Raw genomic sequence first — 21,985 nt, 5'->3', positions numbered from 1 at the left:
GCCCCGACTATCGGGGCGTTTTGCATGGCGGCTGTTGGGTCAGGGGCGCTGATCCAGCTCGTGCTCCAGCTCTACCGCCTTCTGACGGGCCGGATGGGTATTGAGGCGTTCCCAATAGGCTTGCAGATGCGGGAAGTGGGCCAGCTGGCCGCTTTGCGCCAGCAGATCCACCAGGAAGGAGTTCATGATGTCGGCGCCGGAGAGGCGATCCCCCACCAGATAGTGGCGATTCGCCAGTACCTCATTGAGGTAGCCCAGCACTTTGGCACACTCCGCCCTGGCGTAGTCCGGCAGGAAGCGCATCGGGCTGCCATCCTTGCGCACAAACATGTCGAGCAGCAGCGGCAGAATCCCCGAGCTCTCGGCAAAGTGGAGCCACTGCAGGTATTCGGGATACTCCGGGCTATCTGGTGCCGGAGCCAGCCGATCGGCGGCGTAGCGGGCGACCAGGTACTCGGTGATGGCGCCCGATTCTGCCAGTACCCGGCCGTCGAACTCGATGACCGGCGACTTGCCGAGGGGGTGGATGGCCTTGAGCTCGGGCGGCGCCAGAAAGGTGGTGGTGTCGCGCTGATACGCCTTGATCTCATAGGGCAGGCCCAGCTCTTCAAGCAGCCAGATGATGCGTTGGGAGCGGGATTTGTTCAGGTGGTGCAGGACTATCATAATGACCTCGATTCGGTGGCAGGATGGGGTATACGAGCGGGTGAGGAGGGCGGTTCACCGGCAGTAAAAAAAGAGCGGGCTGATGCCCGCTCGCTCAACACCAGACTCAGGCCTCCAGCGCCTGATCCAGATCTGCCAGAATGTCCTCGATCGCCTCGATCCCTACCGAGAGCCGGATCATCTCAGGTTTGACTCCTGCCTTGGCCTGCTCCTCCTCGCTCAACTGGCGATGGGTGGTGGAGGCGGGGTGGCAGGCCAGCGACTTGGCATCGCCGATGTTGACCAACCGCTTGAAGATCTTGAGCGCATCGTAGAAGCGCACGCCCGCCTCGTAACCATCCTTCAGACCGAACGAGAGGATGGCCGAGGGGCGACCGGCCATGTACTTCTCTGCCAGCAGATAGTGGGGATGACCCGGCAGACCGGCGTAGCTGACCCAGGCCACCTTGGGGTGATGCTTGAGGTGATTGGCAACCCGCAGGGCGTTGTCGACGTGGCGTTCCATGCGCAGGCTCAGGGTCTCCAGCCCCTGCAGCAGCAGGAAGGCGTTCATTGGCGCCAGCGCTGCGCCGGTATTGCGCAGTGGCACTGTGCGTACCCGCCCGATAAAGGCGGCCGGGCCAAAGGCCTCGGTGTAGACCACCCCGTGGTAGGAGGGCTCCGGTTTGGTCAGCTGTGGGAAGCGCTCGGCGTGATCTGCCCAGGGGAACTTGCCCGAGTCGACGATGACGCCACCCAGCGAGTTGCCATGGCCGCCGACATATTTGGTGAGGCTGTGGACGACTATGTCAGCGCCATGTTCGATGGGTTTACAGAGCACCGGGGTGGCGACCGTGTTGTCGACGATGAGCGGCACGCCACGGGCATGGGCTGCCTTGGCCAGCGCGGCCAGATCGACGATGTTGCCCGCCGGGTTGCCGATGCTCTCGCAGTAGACCGCCTTGGTCTTGTCGTCGATGAGGGCGGCGATGGCTTCGGCGCTGTCATCCTTGGCGAAGCGCACCTCGACCCCGAAACTCGGCAGCATGTGGGCGAACAAGGTGTAGGTGCCGCCATAGAGCTGGGGCGTGGAGACAATGTTGTCACCGGCGGCGGTCAGCGCCTGAATGGCGTAGGTGATGGCGGCGGAACCTGCCGAGACCACCAGCGCGGCAATCCCTCCTTCCAGCGCGGCCATCCGCTGCTCCAGCACATCGTTGGTGGGGTTCATGATGCGGGTGTAGATGTTGCCCGGCACCGCCAGATTGAACAGATCCGCCCCGTGCTGGGCGCTCTCGAACTCGTAGGCCACCGTCTGGTAGATGGGCACGGCGACCGCCTTGGTGGTGGGGTCGCTGGAAAAGCCGTGGTGCAGGGCCAGGGTCGCATCTTTCATCACACACTCCTTGTTGGATGTTGCTTGTCGCAGTTATAGATGGATAGACGTCCAATCTATCAGGCCCGTGGCCGATGTAAACAGCAAGATCCGGCAAAGCAATGTCGCCCGCAGGGGATGCGCGTCCCGAGTGGCGGGCAGGCCTGCCGTGCTCAGAGGCGACGGCGATACTCCTTGTCATCGATCTGGTTCATATCCCACTGCATCAGGCGGTTGAGCTGCTGCATGGGATCCTCGATGAGCGCCAGCGGGCGCGGCAGGATCCGCTTGAAGTAACGGCGCAAGGTCTGCTGGACCCGGTTCGGTTTGAGGGGGTTGGCGTGGCTCATGATGGTGCTCCTCTACTGTGGTTCTCACGTTCATCAGCAGTATTGAGCTAAAATGCGGAAGTAAAAACTGATGACTTATAGCAACAGGATTTCCTCTTTTATGCCGACCGGTCGCCTCTACCAGCAATTTCAACGACTCGCCCAGCTGCTTGGCAGCGACGAGCGGGAGATCAGCCTCACCGAGGTGGCGGATCTGCTCTGCTGCACCCCGCGCAACGCCCGCCTGCTGCTGCGGCGGATGCAGGATCAGGGCTGGCTCAGCTGGTCGGCGGAAGCGGGGCGGGGGCGGCGCTCCCGGCTCACCCTGCTCGATAGTCAGGAGAGCCTGACCCGGCGCCGCTTGCGAGATCTGCTCAGTCAGGGCCAGCTGGCACAGGCGGTGCGGCTGACCGAGGATCGCCTCGATCTGCTCACCCCGCTGCTGATCGAACAGCTCGGTCAGGCCACCCGTGAGGGGCGCCAGATCCTGCGGGTGCCCTACTACCGGCCGCTGCCGCAGTTGCTGCCCACCGGCCCGATGCGCCGCTCCGAAATTCACCTGAGCCGCCAGATCTTCAACGGCCTCACCCGGCGAAATGAGGAAAATGGGGAAATCGAAGGGGATCTGGCCCACCACTGGGAGTGTCTGGGCCCCTGTCACTGGCGCTTCTATCTGCGCCCGGCGGTGCGCTTTCACCACGGCCGCGAGCTGGTGGTGGAGGATGTGATGGAGAGTCTGCTGGCCCTGCGGGATCGCCCGCTGTTCGCCCATCTGGATCGGCTGGAGAGCCCTTGGCCGCGCACGCTGGATCTCTATCTCGACAGCCCGGATCCCTGGCTGCCCCACCTGCTGGCGGAGCCGGTGGCGACCATTTTGCCACGGGAGCTCAAGGGGGAGGCGGGCTTTGCCCTGCAACCGGTGGGCACAGGCCCATACCGGGTGGCCGCCAACGATCCCCTGCATCTTTGCCTTGCGGCGTTTGACGACTACTTCGGCCTGCGCGCCCTGCTCGACGAGATCGATATCTGGATGCTGCCTGAGCTTGCGGAGCGACTGGAGACCCACCTGCAGCTGGGGCGCGACAGCCCTGAGCTCGGTACCATGCGCGGCGAATCGGAGCTGGAGTCGGGCTGCTACTTCCTGCTGCAGGACGATCGTTCCGGATCCTTGCAGGATCCCTCGCTGCGCCAGTGGCTCGGCCAGCTGCTCAATCCGGTAGCCCTGATGGGGCGGGTCGCCCCCGAGTTGCAACGGGGCTGGACCAGCGCCCTCGGTCTGCTGCCCCACTGGCGCGAAGCACTGCCCGCGCCCTTGCCCACACCGGCGCAGTTGCCGACGACCTTGGTGCTGGCCTGTTTCAACCAGCATCTGGAGTTCAACGAGTGCGCCAACGCCATGAGCAGCCTGCTGGCCGAACAGGGGATCCGGCTCGAGGTGCGCACCCTCGATTACGGTCGTTGGGTGAGTGGCGAGGATGAAGACGTGGATCTCTGGCTCGGCACCCTCAACCTCGAACATGCCGGCCCCTTTGCCCCCTACGCCTGGTTGCAGGGCACCCCGTTGCTGCGCAAGGTGTGGAGCAGTCAGCATGAGTTGTGGCAAGGGTTGATGCAGTGGCGCGCCAGCGGTGAGGAGCCTGGCCCCCGCGCCCTGCTGGCAACTGTGCAGCAGCAGAGCTGGTTTGTGCCGCTGTTCCACCACTGGCTGGAGCTGGAGAGCCGGGTCGGCGTGCACGGGGTGCGGATGACGGCGCTCGGCTGGTTCGATTTTCGCAGCGCCTGGTTGCGGCCGGAACTGGCTGTCAGCACTTGGGATAAGACGGGGAGGCTTGAGTCCTGATGCGGGGCGCGTTAGCCTGATCGCGGTTCAATGACAAGGAGTCAACCCATGCTGGAAATGCAGATCCAACCCCGCTTTCAGGAGACGGATGCCCTCGGCCATATCAACAATACGGTGCCGGCGGTCTGGTTCGAATCGGCGCGGGATCCCCTGTTCCGGATCTTTTCCCCCGATCTGGATGTGCATAACTGGCATCTGATCATCGCGGGCTATACGGTGCAGTTCAAACGGGAGCTGTTCTACGGCCAGCCGGTCACCATCAAGACCGGCGTGCGCCGCATCGGCACCTGCTCATTTACGGTCTGGCAGGAGGCCTGGCAGGGCGGCGAACTGGCCGTCACCGCCGAAACGACCCTGATCCATTTTGACTACCGGACCCGCCAATCCCTGCCCCTGAGCGATGTTCACCGGGAAGGGCTGCGGGCCTGGCTGACAGAGAGTTAACCACGGGCCGGATGGCCCATCACAGGAGTGTTATGTACAACTCAATGCGCAACACAGCGATCGCGCTGACCCTGGGATTCTGCTCCCTCCCTTCTCTGGCCGCTTCTCTCGCCGAGCAGTTTACCCTGATGGAGAAGGGGGCCGAGAGCGCCCTCGATATCCGTCAATTCAGCCATGACGGCGTCGATATCAAGGCCTGGATCGATGGCGCCCCCGTCATCATCGCCGTGCCCATCATGAACGAGCTGGGCAAGCTGGAAGGGGAGAGCCGCTACTACTTCAAGGGCGGCAAGCTGTTCGGGGTCAAAGAGCCCGCCGCCCAGTTCGCTTTTGACGACAGCGGCAAGCTGACCCAATGGCTGGACGAGAAGGGCCAGCCCGCCGAGTTTGTCAGCAAGATGAGCATGCAGCAGCGTCAGGAGTGGCTCACCAAGCGGGCCGCCGAGCTGAGCAAGCTGTTCGCGCCGAGCGCGGCCGAGCAGAGGGCGGCCAAGGGTGGCGTCAAGCTGAAGGGGGCGGATCTCGCTCACTGGCTCTGCAACGGCAAACTGATGGATCTTGCCCATGGCGACAAGGTGATCTTCGAGCAGGATAAGCTGAAGATTGGCGAGCAGGGGATCGAGGGGGAGGTCTCCCTGCGTCAGGATAAGGGGTGGCAGGAGTTGAGCCTCAAGTGCGAGGTGCAGGGCACTCAGGTGACCCGCCTCACCTGGCAATCTTTACCGGCAACCAACAAGCCGCAATAAGTGCACCACAGCAAGGGGCCCATCGTGGGCCCCTTGTCATTGGCTCATTGTTCCCCCAGCTTGAGCCGGGTGAACGCCTCGACCCGGCGCCACTGTCCGGGTTCGAACCAGCGGGCCAGCAGCTCCTGTTGCTGTTCGGCCCGGGCCTCGTTCGGCAGTTGCCTGAGTTCGGCCAGAAAGCCGCTGAGCTGCTCCTCGAACCCTTGCCGGTTCTGCTCCAGCTGGCGCATCCGATCCACCGCTTCCGGCCCCCCCGTCTCCAGCAGCAGGGCATCCCGTTTGGCTGGCTCCATCTGTGCCAGCTCTTGCAACTCTTCAAGCAGGCGGCTGTTGGCCTCAGCCTCGCGAAACCAGCCCGGTTGCTCCGCCAGCCAGAGATCCAGCTCGCTGGCCAGCTGCGACTTGTCGCTGTCTCTTGCTTCCGCCAGCGCCCTGCGGCGCAGGGTCAGCTGCTCCATCAGTCGATCCTCGGCAAACAGCTGGGCCTGCTCGGCCGGGGTAAAGCTCTGCTGGCGCAGCTGCTCCCGCTCGTCAAACAGGATCTGCAAGCTGGCGAGGGAGATTTCGGTGGGCACCGTCAGGCTGCTCTGGGCGGAGACAAAGGTGCGATAGCGCGCCTGCAGGGCATCGGCGGCCTCCTGCTCGGGATCGTGCGGGTGGCTCTGTGCATGCTGATTGGTTTGAGCCTGTGATGAGTCTGCCGTCGGTGCTGTGGGCCAGAGCAACACCCCGCCAAGCAGCAGGGTGATGGCGCAGGGCACGACGAGCAGGGTGGCGATCTTCATAGTCCCAGCTCCTTGAGACGGTTGGCATGCTGGCGATAGAGGGTGACCGGATCGGTCTCGAACAGATGGTGGATGCCGAATGACTGGTTCACTTCGTCCAGATGGTTCATCCGGTAGTCGGTGCCGATCACCTTGCCGAGGTGACTGCTGCAGACTCCGACCAGCCCGTCATTGGGCTCCTTGAAGAAGGCGCCGGTCAGCGCCAGCGCAGGATCCACCGGATCCAGCAGATTGGTCAGGTTGCCGCGCCCGCTCCAGGAGAAGTAGTAGACGCCGTTGCTGGCCTGCATCGGCCCCTCGCCGCAATAGCGGCTGGGCAGCCCCTCCGGGTAGCGCTGGTTGAACTGGCTGGCCCCCTTGCTAGTGAGGGCATCGAGGGCGGCGACCGGATCTTGCGGCAGCTGGCTCCCGCCCGAGAGCAGCGAAATCATGTCGGAGAGGGCGTGGGCTGCGGCGGCCGCCAGCTTCTCAGCGGCCGAGCCGGGGGCGGCATTGGCCCGTACCAGATCGGCAATCTCGGAGCCGTAGTTGACCCCGCCGACGCTGGTGGCGGAGGCGACCAGCTCGGGGGCGACCGAAGCGACATAGCGGATGGTCGGGCCGCCATGGGAGTGGCCGATCAGGTTGACCTTCTCGGCGCCGGTGGCGGCCAGCAGCAGTTCAATCTGGGCGAGCAACTGCTCCCCCCGCTGCTCGGAGCTGGCGGTAGCAGATACCTGAGCCACGTAGACCTTGGCGCCATCGCGGCTCAGGGCTTGCGGAATGCCGTAGAAGTAATCGACCCCGAGCAGCTTGTCGAAGCCGAACAGGCCGTGCACCAGCACTATGGGGTAGCGGGTCTGGGTGTATCCGCTGGCGTGTGCCAGCATGGGCAGGGTGCAGAGCAGCACCAGAAGCCATCTCTTCATCATCAGCATCCTTGTTGATTCGTGAGGAACAGATTGTGTGGCGTACTCCATGTTCGCCGGTGCCAGTATGGTGGCTGCTGACGGGAGAGGCTGTGAGGGGGATCGCAACTCGGGAGTCAAAAGGGATTCAGGGGGCGGGCAGGGAGGCTGTGCTCCCCGCCCTGCGGCTTATTGCCACGCCACCAAGTGATACTGCTTTTTGCCCCGGCGCAGCAGCAGGTAGCGGCCAAACAGCCGATCAGTGGCACTCAGCTGATCATCTTGCTTGAGCACACCATTGAGGCTGATAGCGCCCGCCGCCAGCAGCTCGCGGGCGATGCGTTTGGAGTTCGCCAGACCGCAGCTGACCAGCAGGCTGACCAGATCCGTCTCGCCGCTGACGGTGCTGCACGGCATGCCATCCTGCGCCAGCTGGGCCAGATCGCTCTCGCCGAGGCGGGCCACATCGCCGCTAAACAGTAACTCGCTGATGCGCTGCACCGCCGCCAGCGCCGCCTTGCCGTGTACCAGCTCGGTCAGCTCGTTCGCCAACACCTGCTGGGCCTGCTTTCGCCCCTGCCGCTTCGCATCTTCCGCCTCCAGTGCATCAATCTCGCTCAGCGGCATAAAGCTGTAGTAGCGCAGGAAGCGGTAGACATCCTCATCTGCGGTGCCGAGCCAGAACTGGTAGAAGGCGTAAGGGGAGGTGAGCGCCGGATCGAGCCAGACCGCGCCCCCTTCGGTCTTGCCAAACTTGGTGCCGTCCGCCTTGGTGATAAGGGGCAGGGTCATGCCGTGCACCTGCGCCTGATGGAGGCGACGGGTCAGATCCATGCCGCTGGTGATATTGCCCCACTGGTCGTTGCCACCAATCTGCAGGGTGCAACCGAGCCGCTGGTGCAGCACCGCAAAGTCGTAGGATTGCAGCAGGGCGTAAGAGAACTCGGTGAACGAGATGCCCTGATCCGGGCGGGCCAGTCGCTGGCGCACCGACTCCCGCGCCAGCATGCCGTTGACCGAGAAGTGCTTGCCGATATCCCGCAGAAAATCGAGGGCGGACATCTGCCCCATCCAGTCGCCATTGTTGACCAGTTGCGGGGCCGACAGGCCATCATCGGCGGGCAGCAGCGCCCTGATTTGGGCCGACAGGCTGGCGACCCAACCCTGCACAGTATCGGCACTGTTGAGGCTGCGCTCGGTCGCCTTGAAGCTGGGATCGCCGATAAGGCCGGTTGCCCCGCCCACCAGTGCCACCGGGGTGTGGCCCGCCAGCTGGAAGCGGCGCAGCATCAAGAGCGGCACCAGATGACCGATATGCAGGCTGCCGGCGGTGGGATCGAACCCGCAATAGACGGTGCGCGAGGTGGCAAGATGATCGGCCAGGGCCGCCGGGTCGGAATTCTGGGCCACAAGGCCGCGCTCGGTCAGCTCATCGAGCAGGTGGGGGTTGATCATGGGTTCTCCAACAGCAGGGGGAAAGCCGTCATCCTCGCCGTTCTGGCTGGTGGCGGATATGTCCCCTGAGGGACATTTTTGCCACTCTCGTGCTAGTATTCAGCCATAGCGGAGAATCGCTCCCCGCCACCGGAAACGTGCCACCATGACCCAGCCATTCACCACAGATGCCTTGACCCGCAGCATGACCGAGGTGGTCGATGCCCTGCACAGCTGCGCCTTTGCGGCGGCGCTGGTGCGGCTGATCCAGCAACAGGTGGCGTTTGATTGCGCCCTGCTGCTCGGGGTGGGGCAGCGCCCCGTCTACCTCTACGACAACCTCAATCATCAGCGGGCTCTGCTGTTTGACCGCTACCTCACCAGCCACTTCAGTCAGGATCCCTTTATGCAGGCGCTGGAACAAGGCTTGCCTGCCGGCGTCTGGACCCTGGCGCAGGTCTCCCAAGGGCGGCTCGATCCCGAATATCGCCACCACTTCTATCAGGCCACCGGCTGGCAGGAGGAGGTGGGGCTGATCCTGCCGGTGCGGGACGGACTGACGCTGATGCTGTTTCTGGGGCGACTCGACAAGCGCAGTACCCTCAGCCGTGACGAGCTGGTAAGGCTGGAGCAGCTGTTCCCGCTGGTTCATTCGCTCTGTCGTCAGCAGTGGCGGCAGAGCCAGCCGCTGTTGGCCCAGAGCACTGCGCTGCCAGACAGCGCCAGCCTCCGGAGTGCGGTGGAGCAGGCGATGGCGAGTGTCGGGGGGGCTCTGCTCACCCGGCGCGAGCGGCAGGTGGCGGAGTTGCTGCTGCAGGGGCTGGATACGGAGGCGATTGCCGCGGAGCTCGGGATTGGCAGCGGCACGGTGAAGAATCACCGCAAGCATCTCTATGGCAAACTGCGGCTCGGCTCGCGGGCCGAGCTGTTTCATCTCTTCCTCAACCATCTGATCACCACAGAGGGAAGAGGATGAACCGGGGTTACTCGATCTTCGGTAGCGGCTTATCGCTTTGGGGAAGGTTACTGAGCCGCTGGTAGCGTTCCATCAACTGCCGGTATTCGCTACCGAGACGAACCTGATCGAGGGCTTGTTGCAACCGGGCGACCTGCTGCCGATCCGCCCGCGGGTTGAAAGCAAAGCAGTTGTCCTGTTCCTCCAGCACTGCGACAGAGATGAAATCTTCCGCGGCAAATCCCAGAGCTTTCAGTTGATGGAATAACATCACCTCGTTGCCTGCTACCAGATCTGTACGGGCCATGATGAGCTGGCGTACCACCTGCTCCATGCGCTCCACCGCCATCATGTTGCCCGGGCTGATGCCGCGGTTGAGCAGTAACTGCTCCCCCACGTCAGCCTGCATTACCCCTACCTGCAGTTTGGCCAGATCCCCCTTGCCGGTCACTCTGGGGGCATCCTGTTTTCGTCCGACCAGCGTCACTCGCGAGTGGCTGATGGGGCAAACCCATAGGAAATGGGGATCACGCTCTTTGGTTCTGGCGGTGGTAAAAAGAACGGCCTCCGGTTGCTGGGTCAGCAGATACCAACCGCGGGCCCATGGCAGAAATTGGATCGGTTGCTCCGGCTCCCCCAGCTCGCGCCACATCAGCCGCAGCAGCTCAACTGCCAGCCCGATGGGCTTGCCCTCCTTGTCCAGCCCGTTGAGGGGCATGTTCTGCTCCGAGTAATAGATAAAGGCGGACCGTGCGGGGAAGCTGGTCAGCAGGAGCAGGGCGATAAGGGCCGCGAGCAGGGATCGCATGACGCACTCCTTGTGCAGGGAATTACCTATCAGTCTATGTGTCCTTGGCCGGAAGTTCATAGTCGGGTCGCGGATACCGCGACAGGCCACCTTGCGGTGACCTGTCGGTTTATTTTAGCAGGGCCTCCATCTCCGCCTCTGCCTTGGCGCGAGCCTCGGCTTCTGCTGCTATGGCGGCATCGGTGGCGCTCTCTCCGGCCGTATGGGGAGCGGCACTGCTTACGGCCTGTTTGGCAGGAACGACAACAGCCTTGGTGGCCTCTTGCGTCGCGGTCGCAGCGGCGCTGCTGACGGCTTGCTTGGCAGGAGCGGCAACGGCCTTGGTGGCTTCTTGCGTCGCGGTCGCAGCTGCGCTGCTGACGGCTTGTTTGGCAGGAACGGCAACGGCCTTGGTGGCTTCTTGCGTTGCGGTCGCAGCGGCGCTGCTGACGGCTTGCTTGGCAGGAGCAGCAACGGCCTTGGTGGCTTCTTGCGTCACGGTTGCGGCGGCGGTGCTGACGGCTTGTTTGGCAGGAGTGGCAACGGCCTTGGTGGCTTCTTGCGTTGCGGTCGCAGCGGTGCTGCTCACCGCCTGTTTGGCGGGTGCAGTGACTGCGGTGGTTGCACTACGGGTCAGATCGGTCGCGCTTTGGCTTACCGCTTGGGTGGCCTGCCCTGTGGCGTTGGCGGCTGCGCCGCTGATAGCCTGACTTGCACTGTTGGTCAGCGAGCCGGTGACGCCGCGAGTCACTGTGCCCAGCGCGCTGCCAAGGGAGAAGGGGGAGGCGCCACTCTGACTGGTTGCCGTACCGGTCAGGGCATTAGCCGCCGGGGTGAGCTGGTTGGTGGGGGTCTGCCAGCCCTGCATGGCGGTTGGCCAGGTCGGTGCCGTGCCCGCCAGATTTTCGCCGAAGGTCAGGGTGGTACCATCCCCTTTTTGCAGCAATACAGACATCTGGTTGGTTTGCGAGTTCCACACCATCCCCGCCTGCTTGGCGATATCCGGCACGGGCGCATACTCGGAGACCACATAGAAAAGCGGCCCCTCCTGCTGTAACTTGTCGGCCGTCTTGAGCAACTGCATGGTGCTGTCGTAGTTGGGGCCAAGGATAGCGGTCATCCGATCCTTGATCAGGGGTTGTTCGAACAGATTGACCTCGTTCGGGTCAAAGCCGACCAGCGGCTTGAGCAGGGCCCACATCAGCTGGCTGGTGGGGCTCATCATCAGCAATGGAGCAACGCAGGCGGACAACATCAGGCTCAGGCAGGCAGCCTTGAGCAACGGCATGATACGCATTGGGATAATATCCAAATAACGATTTGATAAATAAGGTTATATTTTGTCAGGACGTGACAAATTCACCGGGAGTTTGCGCGTGGCAGCGAGAGACTGCCCACAGGCGCTGGCAGGCTACCATATTGGTTCCACAATGCCAGCAGGCTGTATGATTATCCGTCAAGTAAACTCGGGGCCGGGTTGATTGCTGGAGTGGGCCTGAGAGTCTGGCGTTCCCCTGCGATGGTGCTGCCAGTGGCCACATGGCAGCAAAACCAGAAGAGGATTTCAGGGGGCCAGTGAGGCTTTTCTTGATCCAGCTAAAGACATGGACGTGATCCCTGTCGCATAATGCAGCTCCTTTCTACTCTTGGCTGGAACCTAAGAAATGGCTCGTCGCTCTTCCAATGCACAACGTCGTCGCAGTAGCTGGTGGTACAAACGCCTGTTGGCAAGGGAGCGGCAAGAGCGCGAAGCGCGTTCCGTCCGGGATTGATAAAGCATTGAAAAACGGAGCGTTTGCTCCGTTTTTTTTCACCTATGAAACTGGCTGAATGGCTCAGTGTGCAGCCCTGTCTGCCGACAATAAATCACTCTGACCGTGCCGGTTGTATGGACTGATGCGATGGATGATGCATGATGGACGTTTCGAGAAGGAGCCTCATATGCAGATTACCATCCGTCATGCCGAATCCGCCGATGCCCCCGCCTTGCGGGATCTCTATGCCATGCCCAATGCCCAGGCGGGCACTTTGCACTTGCCTATGTCTCCCCTTAGCCAGTGGCAGAAGCGGTTGGAGAGTGACAGCGTGGTGGCACTGGTCGCCGATGTTGACGGCTTGCTGGTAGGCCAGCTCTCGCTGCTGGTTGAGCCCAATCCGAGACGCAAGCATGTGGCCTGTATCGGTATGGGGGTACGGGATGACTGGGCAGGCAAGGGGGTGGGCTCTGCCCTGATGGCTGCGGCGTTGGATCTGGCCGATAACTGGCTCAACCTGCACCGGATTGAGCTGACCGTCTATACCGACAATGAGGCCGCACAGGCGCTCTATCGCAAGTTCGGTTTCACGCAGGAGGGGCTGGCTCGTGACTATGCCTTCCGGCAAGGGCGCTATGTGGATGTGTTCTATATGGCCAGAGTTGCGGGGGGCGTCAGTCGCTAATGGCATGGTCGATTATCAGGCCAGATTGCGCCCGGTGATCCGGGCGCTGGAGCAGAATCCCGAGCTCTGCCTCAGTGAGGCGGCCAGTCTTGCGGCGCTCTCCAGCTATCACTTTCATCGGGTCTTTACCGCCGTCACCGGTGAAACCCCGACCGAGATGCAGCGCCGCCTGCGGTTGGAGCGGGCTGCTCGCTCTCTCTGCTACAGTCGCGACCCGATCACCGAGATTGCCTTCTCGGCCGGTTTTGCCAGCTCACAGGCCTTTGCCAAGGCGTTTCGCAAGCAGTTTGCCATGGCACCGGGGATGTTGCGCCGCCAGCCGTCACTCTTGCAACTGAGCAAGAATGGACACGCGGCTGCCCGGGTCTCTGATTATGCTGAAGGCCGTTCCAGTGAAAGGAGGCTACAGATGAAAACCGAACAGATGGCTGCGCGCACTCTGGCCTATATCCGGGTCACCGGCCCTTACGGCATAGGCTATGAGCCGGTGTGTGACCAGCTCTATCAATGGGCTGTCGGGTTGGGCTTGGCCGAAGGGGAGTGGATCTTCATCTACCACGACAACCCCGAAGTGACGGCTCCCCAGCAGCGCCGCACCGATATTTGCGTCACCGTGCCGGCGGGCACCAGGGGAAGTGGCAATGTGGAGATCCAGCAGCTGGCGGGCGGCCGCTATGGCCAGTCACGTTTTACCGTGACCGACCCGGCCCAGTACCCCGCACTCTGGCAGCAACATATCGGTGAGGTGGTAGCGGCCGGTTTCGAATTTGATGATCGACCCTGTTTCGAGCTCTATCACAGCTTCGATCCGGTGACCAAGGTTGCGGATGTGAGCTTTTGCTCCAGCCTAAAGGGTTAGGGCACAACAAGACGTAAGGGATGGTACAGAGCATCGCGCAGAAATTAGAGAGCCGGACAGTGTCCGGCTCTTTGCATCTGGCGGTTGGGCGGCGGTTAGCGCTGGAACCCCTTCTGGGCGAACTTGGGGCGGGCGTTCATGATCTGCTCCACCTGTTCGTCGCTCATCTTGCCACGCGACAGCCCCAGCACCTTGTAGGTGAGCAGCGGTCGGGCGGGCAGGGCGATCATCAGGGCGCGGATCTGGTTCTCGTCATCCTTATCTCGGGTCGGCTTGCCGTAGGCATAGGTGAGGACGCCGGCATCCATCAGGTTTTTGACGGCGGGCTCGGTGATCGGCAAGTTTATGACGCTTTTACGCTGTAGCACGAACTCGCGCAGCACCGCCTTTTCGTTGAAGTCGAGGAAGCCGATCATCTGGGCCAGCTGGTCCTGCTGACGGCGCGCCTGCCACTCTTCGCAAGCCCACTCCCAGGCGATCAGGAAGCCCTGACTGCAGAAGTAGGAGATGGCGATCAGCATGCCGACCCCCAGCCAGGCCGCATGATCCGCAGCCCACTGGCTGACGGCCCCTTTCATCAGCCCGGCCGGAAACAGCAAAATGATGCTGCAACAGAGCAACAACCAGACCATCAGCCAATTGAGGCGGCTGAGTTGATAGAAATGTTGGATCCACCGTTTCATTGTTCATCCTTCCCAAACTGTTGTGGATAGTGAACTACCTACAGCAATCGGTGTGCCAACAGCGTAATGGCGCCGGGGAGGGGAGGCTGGCGATACATTTCCTTACAACTTATTGAATGAGTTATCAGTAATTTGCCTTGTGAGGTGACGGTCGAGTTGGTAAAACGTCCCCTCAGTCATTGGGGAGTAGCAACCCGCCCGTATTCCGGGCCGGGCCCATGTCAACACTCTTGGATCCTCGCATCCATGGCATGGGCGGCGATAGGCACTATCGCTCTGCAAGACCTTTGGCCTCGATATGCACGCCAGCCGGGCGAGCCATGTCGGGTCCATCGGTTATTCTGCTCGCCTGGCGGTATCTATTATGTTGATTACCCTGCTGTTATTTCTCGTCTCTGCGGTCACCATCTACCTTGCCTGCGAATACTTCGTTAACGGCATCGAATGGACCGGACACCACTTCAAACTCTCGCAAAGTGCCACTGGTTCGCTGCTGGCTGCACTGGGTACGGCGCTGCCCGAATGCATCGTCACCCTGACCGCCCTGCTGATAGGCAATACAACCGCCCAGCAGGAGATCGGCATCGGCGCCGCCCTCGGCGGGCCGCTGGTGCTGGCCACCATCGGCTATGGTGCGGTCGGTCTCACTCTGCTGCTTTGCATGGGGCGTACCGAGCGCGCCATCAATGGGGAGGTACAGCGCGAGATTGGCCGGGATCAGCGCTGGTTTATGGGAATCTTTCTGGTGGCCACTGTACTGGGTCTGGTCGCCTTTACCGGCAAGAGCTGGCTGGCCCCGCTCTTCCTGCTGGTCTACCTCGTCTATGTAAGGCGCGAGCTGAAGCAGAGCGACAGCCATGAGGTCGAGTTGCCTGAGCCCCTCAAGCTGGCTCCAAATGCCGGGATCCCGCCTCTTGGCAAGGTGCTGCTGCAGACGCTGGCTGCGTTAGTGGTGGTGGCGCTGGCGGCACAGCTGTTTGTCCATCAGCTGGAGAGCATGGGCGAACTGTTTGGTCTCTCGCCGGTGCTGGCGGCCCTGCTGTTGAGTCCGGTGGCGACCGAGATGCCGGAGCTGATGAACGTGCTGATCTGGGTGCGACAGGGCAAGAATCGGCTGGCGCTGGCCAATATCTCCGGGGCCATGATGATCCAGGGCACTATCCCCAAGGCCTTCTGCTTGATCTTCACCCCCTGGTTGCTGGATGGTGCCATGATGGCCTCCTCGCTGGTGACGCTGCTGGCGGTGGGGTTGCTCTGGTGGGGGTTCAGAAAGGGAGTGATGACCGCCGGGCGGTTGGCGCTGGTGGGTCTGCTCTATCTCGGCTTCTGCGGCTGGCTACTGGTGAGCTGAAGCGAGAAGCGCGGATATGAAAAAGCCCCCTTGGGTCAGGGGGCTTTGCTGTCGCGGTTGGTCGCGGCGCTTACAGGGCGGCGATCTCGGCCTGCTGGGCTTCCAGCTTGGTCAGCTGGAGACGGTAATCTTCCAGCTTCTCGCGCTCTTTGGCGATGACCGCTTCCGGCGCCTTGGCGACGAAGGCTTCGTTGCCGAGTTTGCCTTCGATACGGCCGCACTCGCCCACCAGACGGGCAACCTCTTTAGCCAGACGGGCCAGTTCGGCATCCTTGTCGATGAGACCGGCCATCGGGATCATCAGCTCGGTGGCACCGATCAGCTTCTTCACTGACAGCGGGGCGGTTTCACCGTCCGCCAGAACGCGGATGGACTCCAGACGGGCCAGCGACTTGAGGAAGGCCTCGTTGTCAGCGGCGCGCTGGGCATCCTTGGCATCGCACTGGAGCAGCACGTTGAGGGGCACGCTCGGGGCCACGTTCATCTCGGCGCGGATGTTGCGGATACTGACGATGAACTCCTTCACCCACTCCTGATCCGCCATCGCGGCTTCGTCCACCTTGGCGGCGTCGAACTCCGGGAAGGCCTGAATCATGATGGTGTCGGCGTGTACGCCAGCCAGCGGGGCGACCGATTTCCAGATGGTCTCGGTGATGAACGGGATGATCGGGTGCGCCAGACGCAGCAGGGTCTCGAGGACGCTGACGAGGGTGTGGCGGGCAGCGCGTTGATCGGCCTCGGAACCCTTGGTCAGCACTGGCTTAGTCAGCTCCAGATACCAGTCACAGAACTGGTTCCAGATAAATTCGTACAGCACGCCAGCCGCGATATCGAAGCGATAGGTATCGAGGGCGGTGCGGAAGTCACGGATGGCCACTTGCAGCTGGGACTGGATCCAGCGATCTGCCAGACTGAACTGCATCTCGCCACCGGCAAAACCGCAATCCTGATCTTCGGTGTTCATCAGTACATAGCGGGAGGCGTTCCACAACTTGTTGCAGAAGTTGTTGTAGCCATCCAGGCGCTTCATGTCCCAGTTGATGTCACGACCGGTAGAGGCCAGCGCTGCCAGCGTGAAGCGCAGGGCGTCGGTACCGTGGGCATCGATCCCTTCCGGGAATTGCTTGGCGGTACGCTTGGCGATCTTCTCGGCCATCTGCGGCTGCATCATGTTGCCGGTGCGCTTCTCCAGCAGATCTTCCAGCGAGATGCCATCGATCATGTCGAGGGGGTCCAGCACGTTGCCCTTGGACTTGGACATCTTCTGGCCCTCTTCGTCACGGATTAGGCCGGTGATGTAGACGGTCTTGAACGGGACTTGTGGCTGGCCGTTTTCGTCCTTGATGAAGTGCATGGTCATCATGATCATCCGGGCAATCCAGAAGAAGATGATGTCGAAGCCGCTCATCAGCACGTCGGTCGGGTGGAAGGTCTTGAGCGCCTCTGTGTTGTTCGGCCAGCCCAGGGTGGAGAAGGTCCACAGGGCGGAGCTGAACCAGGTGTCGAGCACATCTTCGTCCTGACGCAGGGTAGTCACGGACGGGATGCTGTGCTTTGCGCGCACTTCATCTTCGCTGCGGCCCACGTAGACGTTGCCGGCGTCGTCATACCATGCAGGGATGCGGTGACCCCACCACAGCTGACGGGAGACGCACCAGTCCTGAATGTCGCGCATCCAGGAGAAGTACATGTTTTCGTACTGCTTTGGCACGAACTGGATGCGGCCATCTTCCACCGCCTCGATGGCGGTCTTGGCCATCGGTGCCACGCGTACGTACCACTGGTCGGTCAGCATCGGCTCGATGGGCACGCCACCGCGATCGCCGTAAGGCTGCTGCAGCACGTGATCCTTGATCTCGGCCAAGAGGCCCAGCTCGTCCAGCTTGGCGACGATGGCCTTGCGGGCGGCGAAGCGCTCCATCCCGGCGAATTCGGTCGGCAGGGCGGCGTCATAGGCGGTGCTGGGGTTGCCGTTGCTGTCGACCACTTCGGCCTCGGCACGCACGTGGGCGTCCAGGGTGAAGATGTTGATCATTGGCAGGTTGTGGCGCTTGCCCACTTCGTTGTCGTTGAAGTCGTGGGCCGGGGTGATCTTCACGCAGCCGGTGCCCTTCTCCATGTCGGCGTGTTCGTCGGCAACGATGGGGATCAGACGATTCACCAGCGGCAGCAGAATGTGCTGACCGATCAGCGCCTTGTAGCGCGGGTCTTCCGGGTTTACCGCGACGGCGGTATCACCCAGCATGGTCTCCGGACGGGTGGTGGCGACGATCAGGTGATCCTGGCCTTCGGCAGTCTTGGCGCCGTTGGCCAGCGGGTAGCGAAGGTGCCACATGTGGCCCTTGATCTCGCGGTTCTCCACTTCCAGATCGGAGATGGCGGTGTTGAGTTTCGGATCCCAGTTCACCAGACGCTTGCCGCGGTACATCAGGCCATCTTCGTAAAGACGGACGAACACTTCCTGCACGGCGGCGGAGAGCCCCTCATCCATGGTGAAGCGCTCGCGCTCCCAATCCACGGAGTCGCCCAGACGGCGCATCTGGCGGGTGATGGTGCCACCGGACTCTTCTTTCCACTGCCAAATCTTGTCGATGAAGGCATCACGGCCGTAATCGTGGCGAGTCTTGCCCTCTTCTGCGGCGATCTTGCGCTCAACCACCATCTGGGTGGCGATACCGGCATGGTCGGTACCTGCCTGCCACAGGGTGTTTTTGCCCTGCATGCGGTTGTAGCGGATCAGGGTATCCATCAGGGTTTGCTGGAAGGCGTGACCCATGTGCAGGCTGCCGGTGACGTTCGGCGGCGGGATCATGATGCAGAAGGAGTCTTTGCTGGTGTCGCCGTGGGGCTTGAAGTAACCCTGGGCTTCCCAGTGCTGGTAGAGCGCCTGTTCGATGGCGTTGTGATTAAAAGTCTTTTCCATGGTCTCGCCGTAATCTGGATGGATGGAGTCTGGTGTTGATTCTTTATGGATCAATTGGTTGCAGTCAGGGCTGCGCCGGATCCGGTGCGGCAAGGACGGGCTGATCCCTCATTTCGAGGGTATGGCCTGCCTGGCGATAGTGCTTGTAGCGCTCGCGGGCTTGCTGCTTTTGTGTTTCGTCAGTGGGGACAAAATCTACCACTTGAGCGAAGTGTCCTGCAAACAAAGGTGTCGCAGTGGCCAGATTGATGAGGCGGGCGTAGCGCCGTTTCGGTGGCTGATAGCCGATCTCCACCGGGGCCATGCCGCTTTCGCCTTGCAGCTGGTGCGGCACGAAGCGCTCCGGCGGCAGTTGCCACAACAGCTCGTCCAGGCGCAGGGCCTGGGCCTCATCGTTGCAGAAGAGGTAGATATGGCCCGCGCCCCACGACTCGGCCGCAAGAGTGCAGGCCAGTCGCTCGACCGCAGAGGCCTGCGCGTCATCCTGTTCGCTCATCAGGTAAAAGGTCACTTGGCTCATCAGGTTGATCCCGTTTTGCGGTGACGGAGTGTTGACCGCCTCATGAGGCTGACGGGGCGTTTCCCGTCCGCAACTCACTGATTCAAGAATGAAACAAGGAAGAGGCGGGCCTCTTCCTTGTGGTTCAGGGTAACGCCAACCCTTCCGATGCAGCCATCGGCAGGGGCCGGAGAGTTACTCTTTCTCTTCGATATCCACGCCAGCCCGGTTCAGCAGGAACTGGGTCAGCAGGGGCACCGGACGACCGGTGGAGCCTTTATCCTTGCCACTCTTCCAAGCTGTCCCGGCGATATCCAGGTGGGCCCAGTTGTACTTCTTGGTGAAGCGTGACAGGAAGGCCGCCGCGGTGATGGTACCGGCAGGACGACCGCCGATGTTGGCCATGTCGGCGAACGGGCTGTCGATCTGCTCCTGATACTCGTCGAACAGCGGCAGACGCCAGGCGCGATCACCCGCCTGCTCGGAGGCGTTGAGCAGCTCGTGGGCCAGCGGGTTGTGGTTGGCCAGCAGACCCGAGGTGTGGTGGCCCAGCGCGATGACGCAGGCACCGGTCAGGGTCGCCACGTCGATGACGGTTTCCGGATCGAAGCGGTCCACATAGGTCAGCGCATCACACAGTACCAGACGACCTTCCGCATCGGTGTTGAGCACTTCGATGGTTTGGCCGGACATGGAGGTGAGGATGTCACCTGGGCGATAGGCGTTGCCACCCGGCATGTTTTCGCAGCCTGCCAGCACGCCGATGACGTTGATCGGCAGTTGCAGCTGGGCCAGCGCATGCATGGTACCGAGCACGGAGGCGGCGCCACCCATGTCGTACTTCATCTCGTCCATGCCGTCGGCCGGCTTGATGGAGATGCCGCCGGAGTCAAATGTCAGACCCTTGCCGACCAGCACGATGGGCTTGGCATCCGGATGACCCTTGTATTCGATGATGGCCATCATGGCTTCGTTGTCGGAGCCGCGGGCCACCGCCAGATAGGAGTTCATGCCGAGCTCGGCCATCTCCTGCTCGCCCACCACCTTGGTGGTGATGTTGTCGTAGGCATCGGCCAGACGACGGGCCTGGGAGGCCAGATAGGCCGGGTTGCAGACGTTGGGCGGCATGTTCGCCACGTCGCGGCAGACCCGCACACCCTTGGCCACGGCCAGACCGTGAGCGATGGCTTTTTCACCAATGGTCAGTTCCCGACGCGTCGGCACGTTGAATACCAGCTTGCGCAGCGGGCGACGTGGCTCGGCCTTGTTGGTCTTGAACTGATCGAAGCTGTAGAGGCCCGCCTTGGTGGTTTCTACCGCCTGGCGCACCTTCCAATAGGTATCCCGACCCTTGACGTGCAGCTCGGTGAGGAAGCAGACCGCTTCCATGGAGCCGGTTTCGTTCAGGGTGGTGATGGTCTTGTTGATGATCTGCTTGTACTGGCGTTCGTCGAGTTCCCGCTCCTTGCCGCATCCGACCAGCAGTACGCGCTCGCTGAGCACGCCCGGTACTTGATGCAGCAGCAGCATCTGGCCTGGTTTCCCTTCCAGGTCGCCACGGCGCAGCAGCGAACTGATATAGCCATCGCTGATCTTGTCCAGTTGTTCGGCAACCGGAGAGAGGCGACGAGGCTCAAATACGCCGACTACGACGCAGGCGCTCCGTTGCTTCTCTGGACTGCCACTCTTTACACTGAACTCCATGGAATCTCCTACATCCTAAAGACAAAAGGCACCTTTTATTGAATAATGCGGTGCTTGTTGGGGTATCAGAGGCGGAGCGAACAGCCACAGGCTCCGCAGTTCAAACTGGTAAAAATCCAATATACGGCCCTATTTTTCAGGCATTCGACTAAAAACACAAGTTTACTTGGGAATGACTGTGATCGTTTTCCGATATTTGTTCAGGGAAACCCTGAAAACCCAGCTGGCAGTGTTATTCGTATTGCTGCTTATCTTTGTCAGCCAACAATTTATCAAGATCATCGGCGACGCTGCCGATGGCGAGGTGCCGACACGTCTGGTCTCCACCCTGCTGCTGCTCAACTTGCCCAATATGGCGTTGTTGATGCTGCCTATCAGTCTCTTTTTAGCCATTTTGTTTGCCCATGGTCGCCTCTACGCCGAAAGCGAGATGACGGTGATGCATGCGGTCGGCTTCAGCCACCGTTTCGTGATGCGCAGCGCCATGTTGCTGGCCTTGCTGACGGCGGTGGTTGCGGCGTTCAACACCGGCTGGATCGCCCCGCAGGCCAAGGAGCGCGAGTATCAGGTGATCGACGAGTTCAAGTCGGACCCGGGTATCTCCTTCCTGCAGGCGGGCCGCTTTATGGAGCTCGATAAGGGGCGTCTGGTTGCCTATATCCAGGATTTGAACGACAACGGCTCAAAACTGCAAAAGATCTTCGTGCTGCAGCGGGCGGAGGGGAACAATCCTCCCTCGGTGGTGGTGGCGACCGAAGGGGTGGTGACGGTCGACGAGAACGGTCTGCAGTGGCTGACCCTGATGGATGGTTCCCGCTACGAAGGGAACTTCTCCGGCAAGCAGTTCCAGATCTCCGATTTTCGCGAATATGGTCTGGTGATCCGCCAGCAAGAGATGGAGCGTTCCAACCGCAAGGCGGCGGCCAAGCCGACCATGGAACTGTTCGGTACCCAGGACAACGCCATGATGGCGGAATTGCAGTGGCGTATCTCGCTGCCCCTCTCCATTCCGGTGCTCACCCTGCTGGTGGTACCGCTGGCGCGGGTCAACCCCCGTCAGGGGCGCTACGCCAAGCTGTTGCCGGCCATCATGCTCTATCTCTCCTACTTCCTGCTGCTCAGCGCCGCCCGTTCGGCCATCGACAGCGGTCGGCTGCCCTACTGGCCGGGGATGTTCCTGGTGCCGCTCGGTTATCTGCTGTTTATTGGTCTGCCCCTCAATTTGCAGGGCACCAGCTGGTGGAACGGGGTAAAGAGCAAATATTTCATAAACAAATCAAAATGATGAAGCCACATAGGA

Annotated in this window: 20 protein-coding genes and 1 riboswitch; of the genes, 8 read left to right on the top strand and 12 right to left on the bottom strand. The window is 61.7% G+C overall.

The genetic code is table 11. The features are described from left to right. Positions 1 to 39: 39 nt before the first annotated feature. The 3 genes from G5168_RS05800 to G5168_RS05790 all read right to left on the bottom strand — a co-directional run bounded on the left by G5168_RS05800 (position 40) and on the right by G5168_RS05790 (position 2,370). Complete coding sequence (locus G5168_RS05800) at positions 40 to 666, bottom strand: glutathione S-transferase family protein (RefSeq protein WP_216952691.1); 627 nt, start codon at positions 664 to 666, stop codon at positions 40 to 42. A gap of 106 nt (positions 667 to 772) precedes the next feature. Beyond that, the gene (locus G5168_RS05795) at positions 773 to 2,041 is read right to left on the bottom strand and encodes an O-acetylhomoserine aminocarboxypropyltransferase/cysteine synthase family protein (RefSeq protein WP_005336464.1); all 1,269 of its coding nucleotides are present in this window, start codon (positions 2,039 to 2,041) and stop codon (positions 773 to 775) included. 152 nt (positions 2,042 to 2,193) lie between these two features. Next, entirely contained in the window at positions 2,194 to 2,370 is a 177-nt protein-coding gene (locus tag G5168_RS05790) for a hypothetical protein (RefSeq protein WP_216952692.1), read from the bottom strand. Positions 2,371 to 2,470: 100 nt separating this feature from the next. Here G5168_RS05790 and sgrR point away from each other — a divergent pair, with 100 nt between their 5' ends. Genes sgrR through G5168_RS05775 form a run of 3 tightly spaced genes read left to right on the top strand, consistent with a single transcriptional unit; the run spans position 2,471 to position 5,379 of the window. Continuing rightward, positions 2,471 to 4,189, top strand: coding sequence for an HTH-type transcriptional regulator SgrR (gene sgrR, locus G5168_RS05785; RefSeq protein WP_421251968.1), 1,719 nt, complete (start codon positions 2,471 to 2,473; stop codon positions 4,187 to 4,189). A 48-nt stretch (positions 4,190 to 4,237) separates the two neighbouring features. Further along, positions 4,238 to 4,633 (top strand): acyl-CoA thioesterase, encoded by a 396-nt coding sequence (locus G5168_RS05780; RefSeq protein WP_421251967.1) that lies wholly within the window; start codon positions 4,238 to 4,240, stop codon positions 4,631 to 4,633. Between the two features lie 44 nt (positions 4,634 to 4,677). Continuing rightward, positions 4,678 to 5,379 carry a hypothetical protein gene (locus G5168_RS05775; RefSeq protein ID WP_216954488.1) on the top strand — a complete coding sequence of 234 codons (702 nt, stop codon included), beginning with the start codon at positions 4,678 to 4,680 and terminating at the stop codon, positions 5,377 to 5,379. Between the two features lie 44 nt (positions 5,380 to 5,423). Here G5168_RS05775 and G5168_RS05770 read toward each other — a convergent pair whose 3' ends face one another. The 3 genes from G5168_RS05770 to tyrS form a co-directional block, all read right to left on the bottom strand. Beyond that, positions 5,424 to 6,164: a lipase secretion chaperone gene (locus G5168_RS05770; protein ID WP_421251966.1), complete on the bottom strand. Its 741-nt coding sequence runs from the start codon at positions 6,162 to 6,164 to the stop codon at positions 5,424 to 5,426. Next, positions 6,161 to 7,072 (bottom strand): lipase family alpha/beta hydrolase, encoded by a 912-nt coding sequence (locus G5168_RS05765; protein ID WP_216954489.1) that lies wholly within the window; start codon positions 7,070 to 7,072, stop codon positions 6,161 to 6,163. Before G5168_RS05765 ends, G5168_RS05770 begins: the two co-directional genes overlap by 4 nt. A gap of 168 nt (positions 7,073 to 7,240) precedes the next feature. Beyond that, positions 7,241 to 8,506, bottom strand: coding sequence for a tyrosine--tRNA ligase (gene tyrS / locus G5168_RS05760; protein WP_227341558.1), 1,266 nt, complete (start codon positions 8,504 to 8,506; stop codon positions 7,241 to 7,243). Positions 8,507 to 8,651: 145 nt separating this feature from the next. On the opposite strand from tyrS, the gene G5168_RS05755 reads away from it, so the two are divergent. After that, a complete protein-coding gene (locus tag G5168_RS05755; RefSeq protein WP_421251965.1) occupies positions 8,652 to 9,461 on the top strand; it encodes a response regulator transcription factor in 810 nt (269 codons plus the stop codon). A gap of 7 nt (positions 9,462 to 9,468) precedes the next feature. Here the strand turns inward: G5168_RS05755 and G5168_RS05750 are convergent, their stop codons facing one another. Both G5168_RS05750 and G5168_RS05745 read right to left on the bottom strand, forming a co-directional pair. Continuing rightward, a complete protein-coding gene (locus tag G5168_RS05750; protein WP_216952698.1) occupies positions 9,469 to 10,248 on the bottom strand; it encodes a substrate-binding periplasmic protein in 780 nt (259 codons plus the stop codon). Positions 10,249 to 10,357: 109 nt separating this feature from the next. Continuing rightward, complete coding sequence (locus G5168_RS05745) at positions 10,358 to 11,524, bottom strand: hypothetical protein (protein ID WP_421251964.1); 1,167 nt, start codon at positions 11,522 to 11,524, stop codon at positions 10,358 to 10,360. A 644-nt stretch (positions 11,525 to 12,168) separates the two neighbouring features. Here G5168_RS05745 and G5168_RS05740 point away from each other — a divergent pair. Then, positions 12,169 to 12,666 (top strand): GNAT family N-acetyltransferase, encoded by a 498-nt coding sequence (locus tag G5168_RS05740; protein ID WP_216952700.1) that lies wholly within the window; start codon positions 12,169 to 12,171, stop codon positions 12,664 to 12,666. A gap of 4 nt (positions 12,667 to 12,670) precedes the next feature. Then, entirely contained in the window at positions 12,671 to 13,525 is an 855-nt protein-coding gene (locus G5168_RS05735; RefSeq protein WP_421172994.1) for an AraC family transcriptional regulator, read from the top strand. A 95-nt stretch (positions 13,526 to 13,620) separates the two neighbouring features. Here the strand turns inward: G5168_RS05735 and G5168_RS05730 are convergent, their stop codons facing one another. Further along, positions 13,621 to 14,208: a superinfection exclusion B family protein gene (locus G5168_RS05730; RefSeq protein WP_216952701.1), complete on the bottom strand. Its 588-nt coding sequence runs from the start codon at positions 14,206 to 14,208 to the stop codon at positions 13,621 to 13,623. Between the two features lie 169 nt (positions 14,209 to 14,377). Continuing rightward, positions 14,378 to 14,484: riboswitch (yybP-ykoY riboswitch) on the top strand. An 88-nt stretch (positions 14,485 to 14,572) separates the two neighbouring features. Here G5168_RS05730 and G5168_RS05725 point away from each other — a divergent pair. After that, complete coding sequence (locus tag G5168_RS05725; protein ID WP_227341555.1) at positions 14,573 to 15,559, top strand: sodium:calcium antiporter; 987 nt, start codon at positions 14,573 to 14,575, stop codon at positions 15,557 to 15,559. Between the two features lie 70 nt (positions 15,560 to 15,629). On the opposite strand, the gene G5168_RS05720 is transcribed toward G5168_RS05725, so the two are convergent. The 3 genes from G5168_RS05720 to pepA all read right to left on the bottom strand — a co-directional run bounded on the left by G5168_RS05720 (position 15,630) and on the right by pepA (position 20,685). Further along, the gene (locus G5168_RS05720; RefSeq protein WP_421230871.1) at positions 15,630 to 18,482 is read right to left on the bottom strand and encodes a valine--tRNA ligase; all 2,853 of its coding nucleotides are present in this window, start codon (positions 18,480 to 18,482) and stop codon (positions 15,630 to 15,632) included. Between the two features lie 64 nt (positions 18,483 to 18,546). Continuing rightward, positions 18,547 to 19,002 (bottom strand): DNA polymerase III subunit chi, encoded by a 456-nt coding sequence (locus G5168_RS05715; RefSeq protein ID WP_040068777.1) that lies wholly within the window; start codon positions 19,000 to 19,002, stop codon positions 18,547 to 18,549. A 174-nt stretch (positions 19,003 to 19,176) separates the two neighbouring features. Continuing rightward, the gene (gene pepA / locus G5168_RS05710; RefSeq protein WP_005336423.1) at positions 19,177 to 20,685 is read right to left on the bottom strand and encodes a leucyl aminopeptidase; all 1,509 of its coding nucleotides are present in this window, start codon (positions 20,683 to 20,685) and stop codon (positions 19,177 to 19,179) included. Positions 20,686 to 20,857: 172 nt separating this feature from the next. On the opposite strand from pepA, the gene lptF reads away from it, so the two are divergent. Continuing rightward, positions 20,858 to 21,970, top strand: a complete 1,113-nt coding sequence (lptF, locus tag G5168_RS05705) for an LPS export ABC transporter permease LptF (protein ID WP_421251963.1) — start codon at positions 20,858 to 20,860, stop codon at positions 21,968 to 21,970. Positions 21,971 to 21,985 lie beyond the last annotated feature (15 nt).

It is taken from the genome of Aeromonas sp. 600724, assembly GCF_049175135.1.
Classification (GTDB): domain Bacteria; phylum Pseudomonadota; class Gammaproteobacteria; order Enterobacterales; family Aeromonadaceae; genus Aeromonas; species Aeromonas veronii_A.
Note: the sequence above shows the minus strand (reverse complement) of the source record. Positions and strands in the feature narration are given on the sequence as shown.

Bases quoted from the DNA above. Each gene is read 5' to 3' on its own strand.
- G5168_RS05800 (WP_216952691.1), bottom strand. From the start codon at position 666: ATGATAGTCCTGCACCACCTGAACAAATCCCGCTCCCAACGCATCATC.
- G5168_RS05795 (WP_005336464.1), bottom strand. From the start codon at position 2,041: ATGAAAGATGCGACCCTGGCCCTGCACCACGGCTTTTCCAGCGACCCC.
- G5168_RS05790 (WP_216952692.1), bottom strand. From the start codon at position 2,370: ATGAGCCACGCCAACCCCCTCAAACCGAACCGGGTCCAGCAGACCTTG.
- sgrR (WP_421251968.1), top strand. From the start codon at position 2,471: ATGCCGACCGGTCGCCTCTACCAGCAATTTCAACGACTCGCCCAGCTG.
- G5168_RS05780 (WP_421251967.1), top strand. From the start codon at position 4,238: ATGCTGGAAATGCAGATCCAACCCCGCTTTCAGGAGACGGATGCCCTC.
- G5168_RS05775 (WP_216954488.1), top strand. From the start codon at position 4,678: ATGCGCAACACAGCGATCGCGCTGACCCTGGGATTCTGCTCCCTCCCT.
- G5168_RS05770 (WP_421251966.1), bottom strand. From the start codon at position 6,164: ATGAAGATCGCCACCCTGCTCGTCGTGCCCTGCGCCATCACCCTGCTG.
- G5168_RS05765 (WP_216954489.1), bottom strand. From the start codon at position 7,072: ATGAAGAGATGGCTTCTGGTGCTGCTCTGCACCCTGCCCATGCTGGCA.
- tyrS (WP_227341558.1), bottom strand. From the start codon at position 8,506: ATGATCAACCCCCACCTGCTCGATGAGCTGACCGAGCGCGGCCTTGTG.
- G5168_RS05755 (WP_421251965.1), top strand. From the start codon at position 8,652: ATGACCCAGCCATTCACCACAGATGCCTTGACCCGCAGCATGACCGAG.
- G5168_RS05750 (WP_216952698.1), bottom strand. From the start codon at position 10,248: ATGCGATCCCTGCTCGCGGCCCTTATCGCCCTGCTCCTGCTGACCAGC.
- G5168_RS05745 (WP_421251964.1), bottom strand. From the start codon at position 11,524: ATGCGTATCATGCCGTTGCTCAAGGCTGCCTGCCTGAGCCTGATGTTG.
- G5168_RS05740 (WP_216952700.1), top strand. From the start codon at position 12,169: ATGCAGATTACCATCCGTCATGCCGAATCCGCCGATGCCCCCGCCTTG.
- G5168_RS05735 (WP_421172994.1), top strand. From the start codon at position 12,671: ATGGTCGATTATCAGGCCAGATTGCGCCCGGTGATCCGGGCGCTGGAG.
- G5168_RS05730 (WP_216952701.1), bottom strand. From the start codon at position 14,208: ATGAAACGGTGGATCCAACATTTCTATCAACTCAGCCGCCTCAATTGG.
- G5168_RS05725 (WP_227341555.1), top strand. From the start codon at position 14,573: ATGTTGATTACCCTGCTGTTATTTCTCGTCTCTGCGGTCACCATCTAC.
- G5168_RS05720 (WP_421230871.1), bottom strand. From the start codon at position 18,482: ATGGAAAAGACTTTTAATCACAACGCCATCGAACAGGCGCTCTACCAG.
- G5168_RS05715 (WP_040068777.1), bottom strand. From the start codon at position 19,002: ATGAGCCAAGTGACCTTTTACCTGATGAGCGAACAGGATGACGCGCAG.
- pepA (WP_005336423.1), bottom strand. From the start codon at position 20,685: ATGGAGTTCAGTGTAAAGAGTGGCAGTCCAGAGAAGCAACGGAGCGCC.
- lptF (WP_421251963.1), top strand. From the start codon at position 20,858: ATGACTGTGATCGTTTTCCGATATTTGTTCAGGGAAACCCTGAAAACC.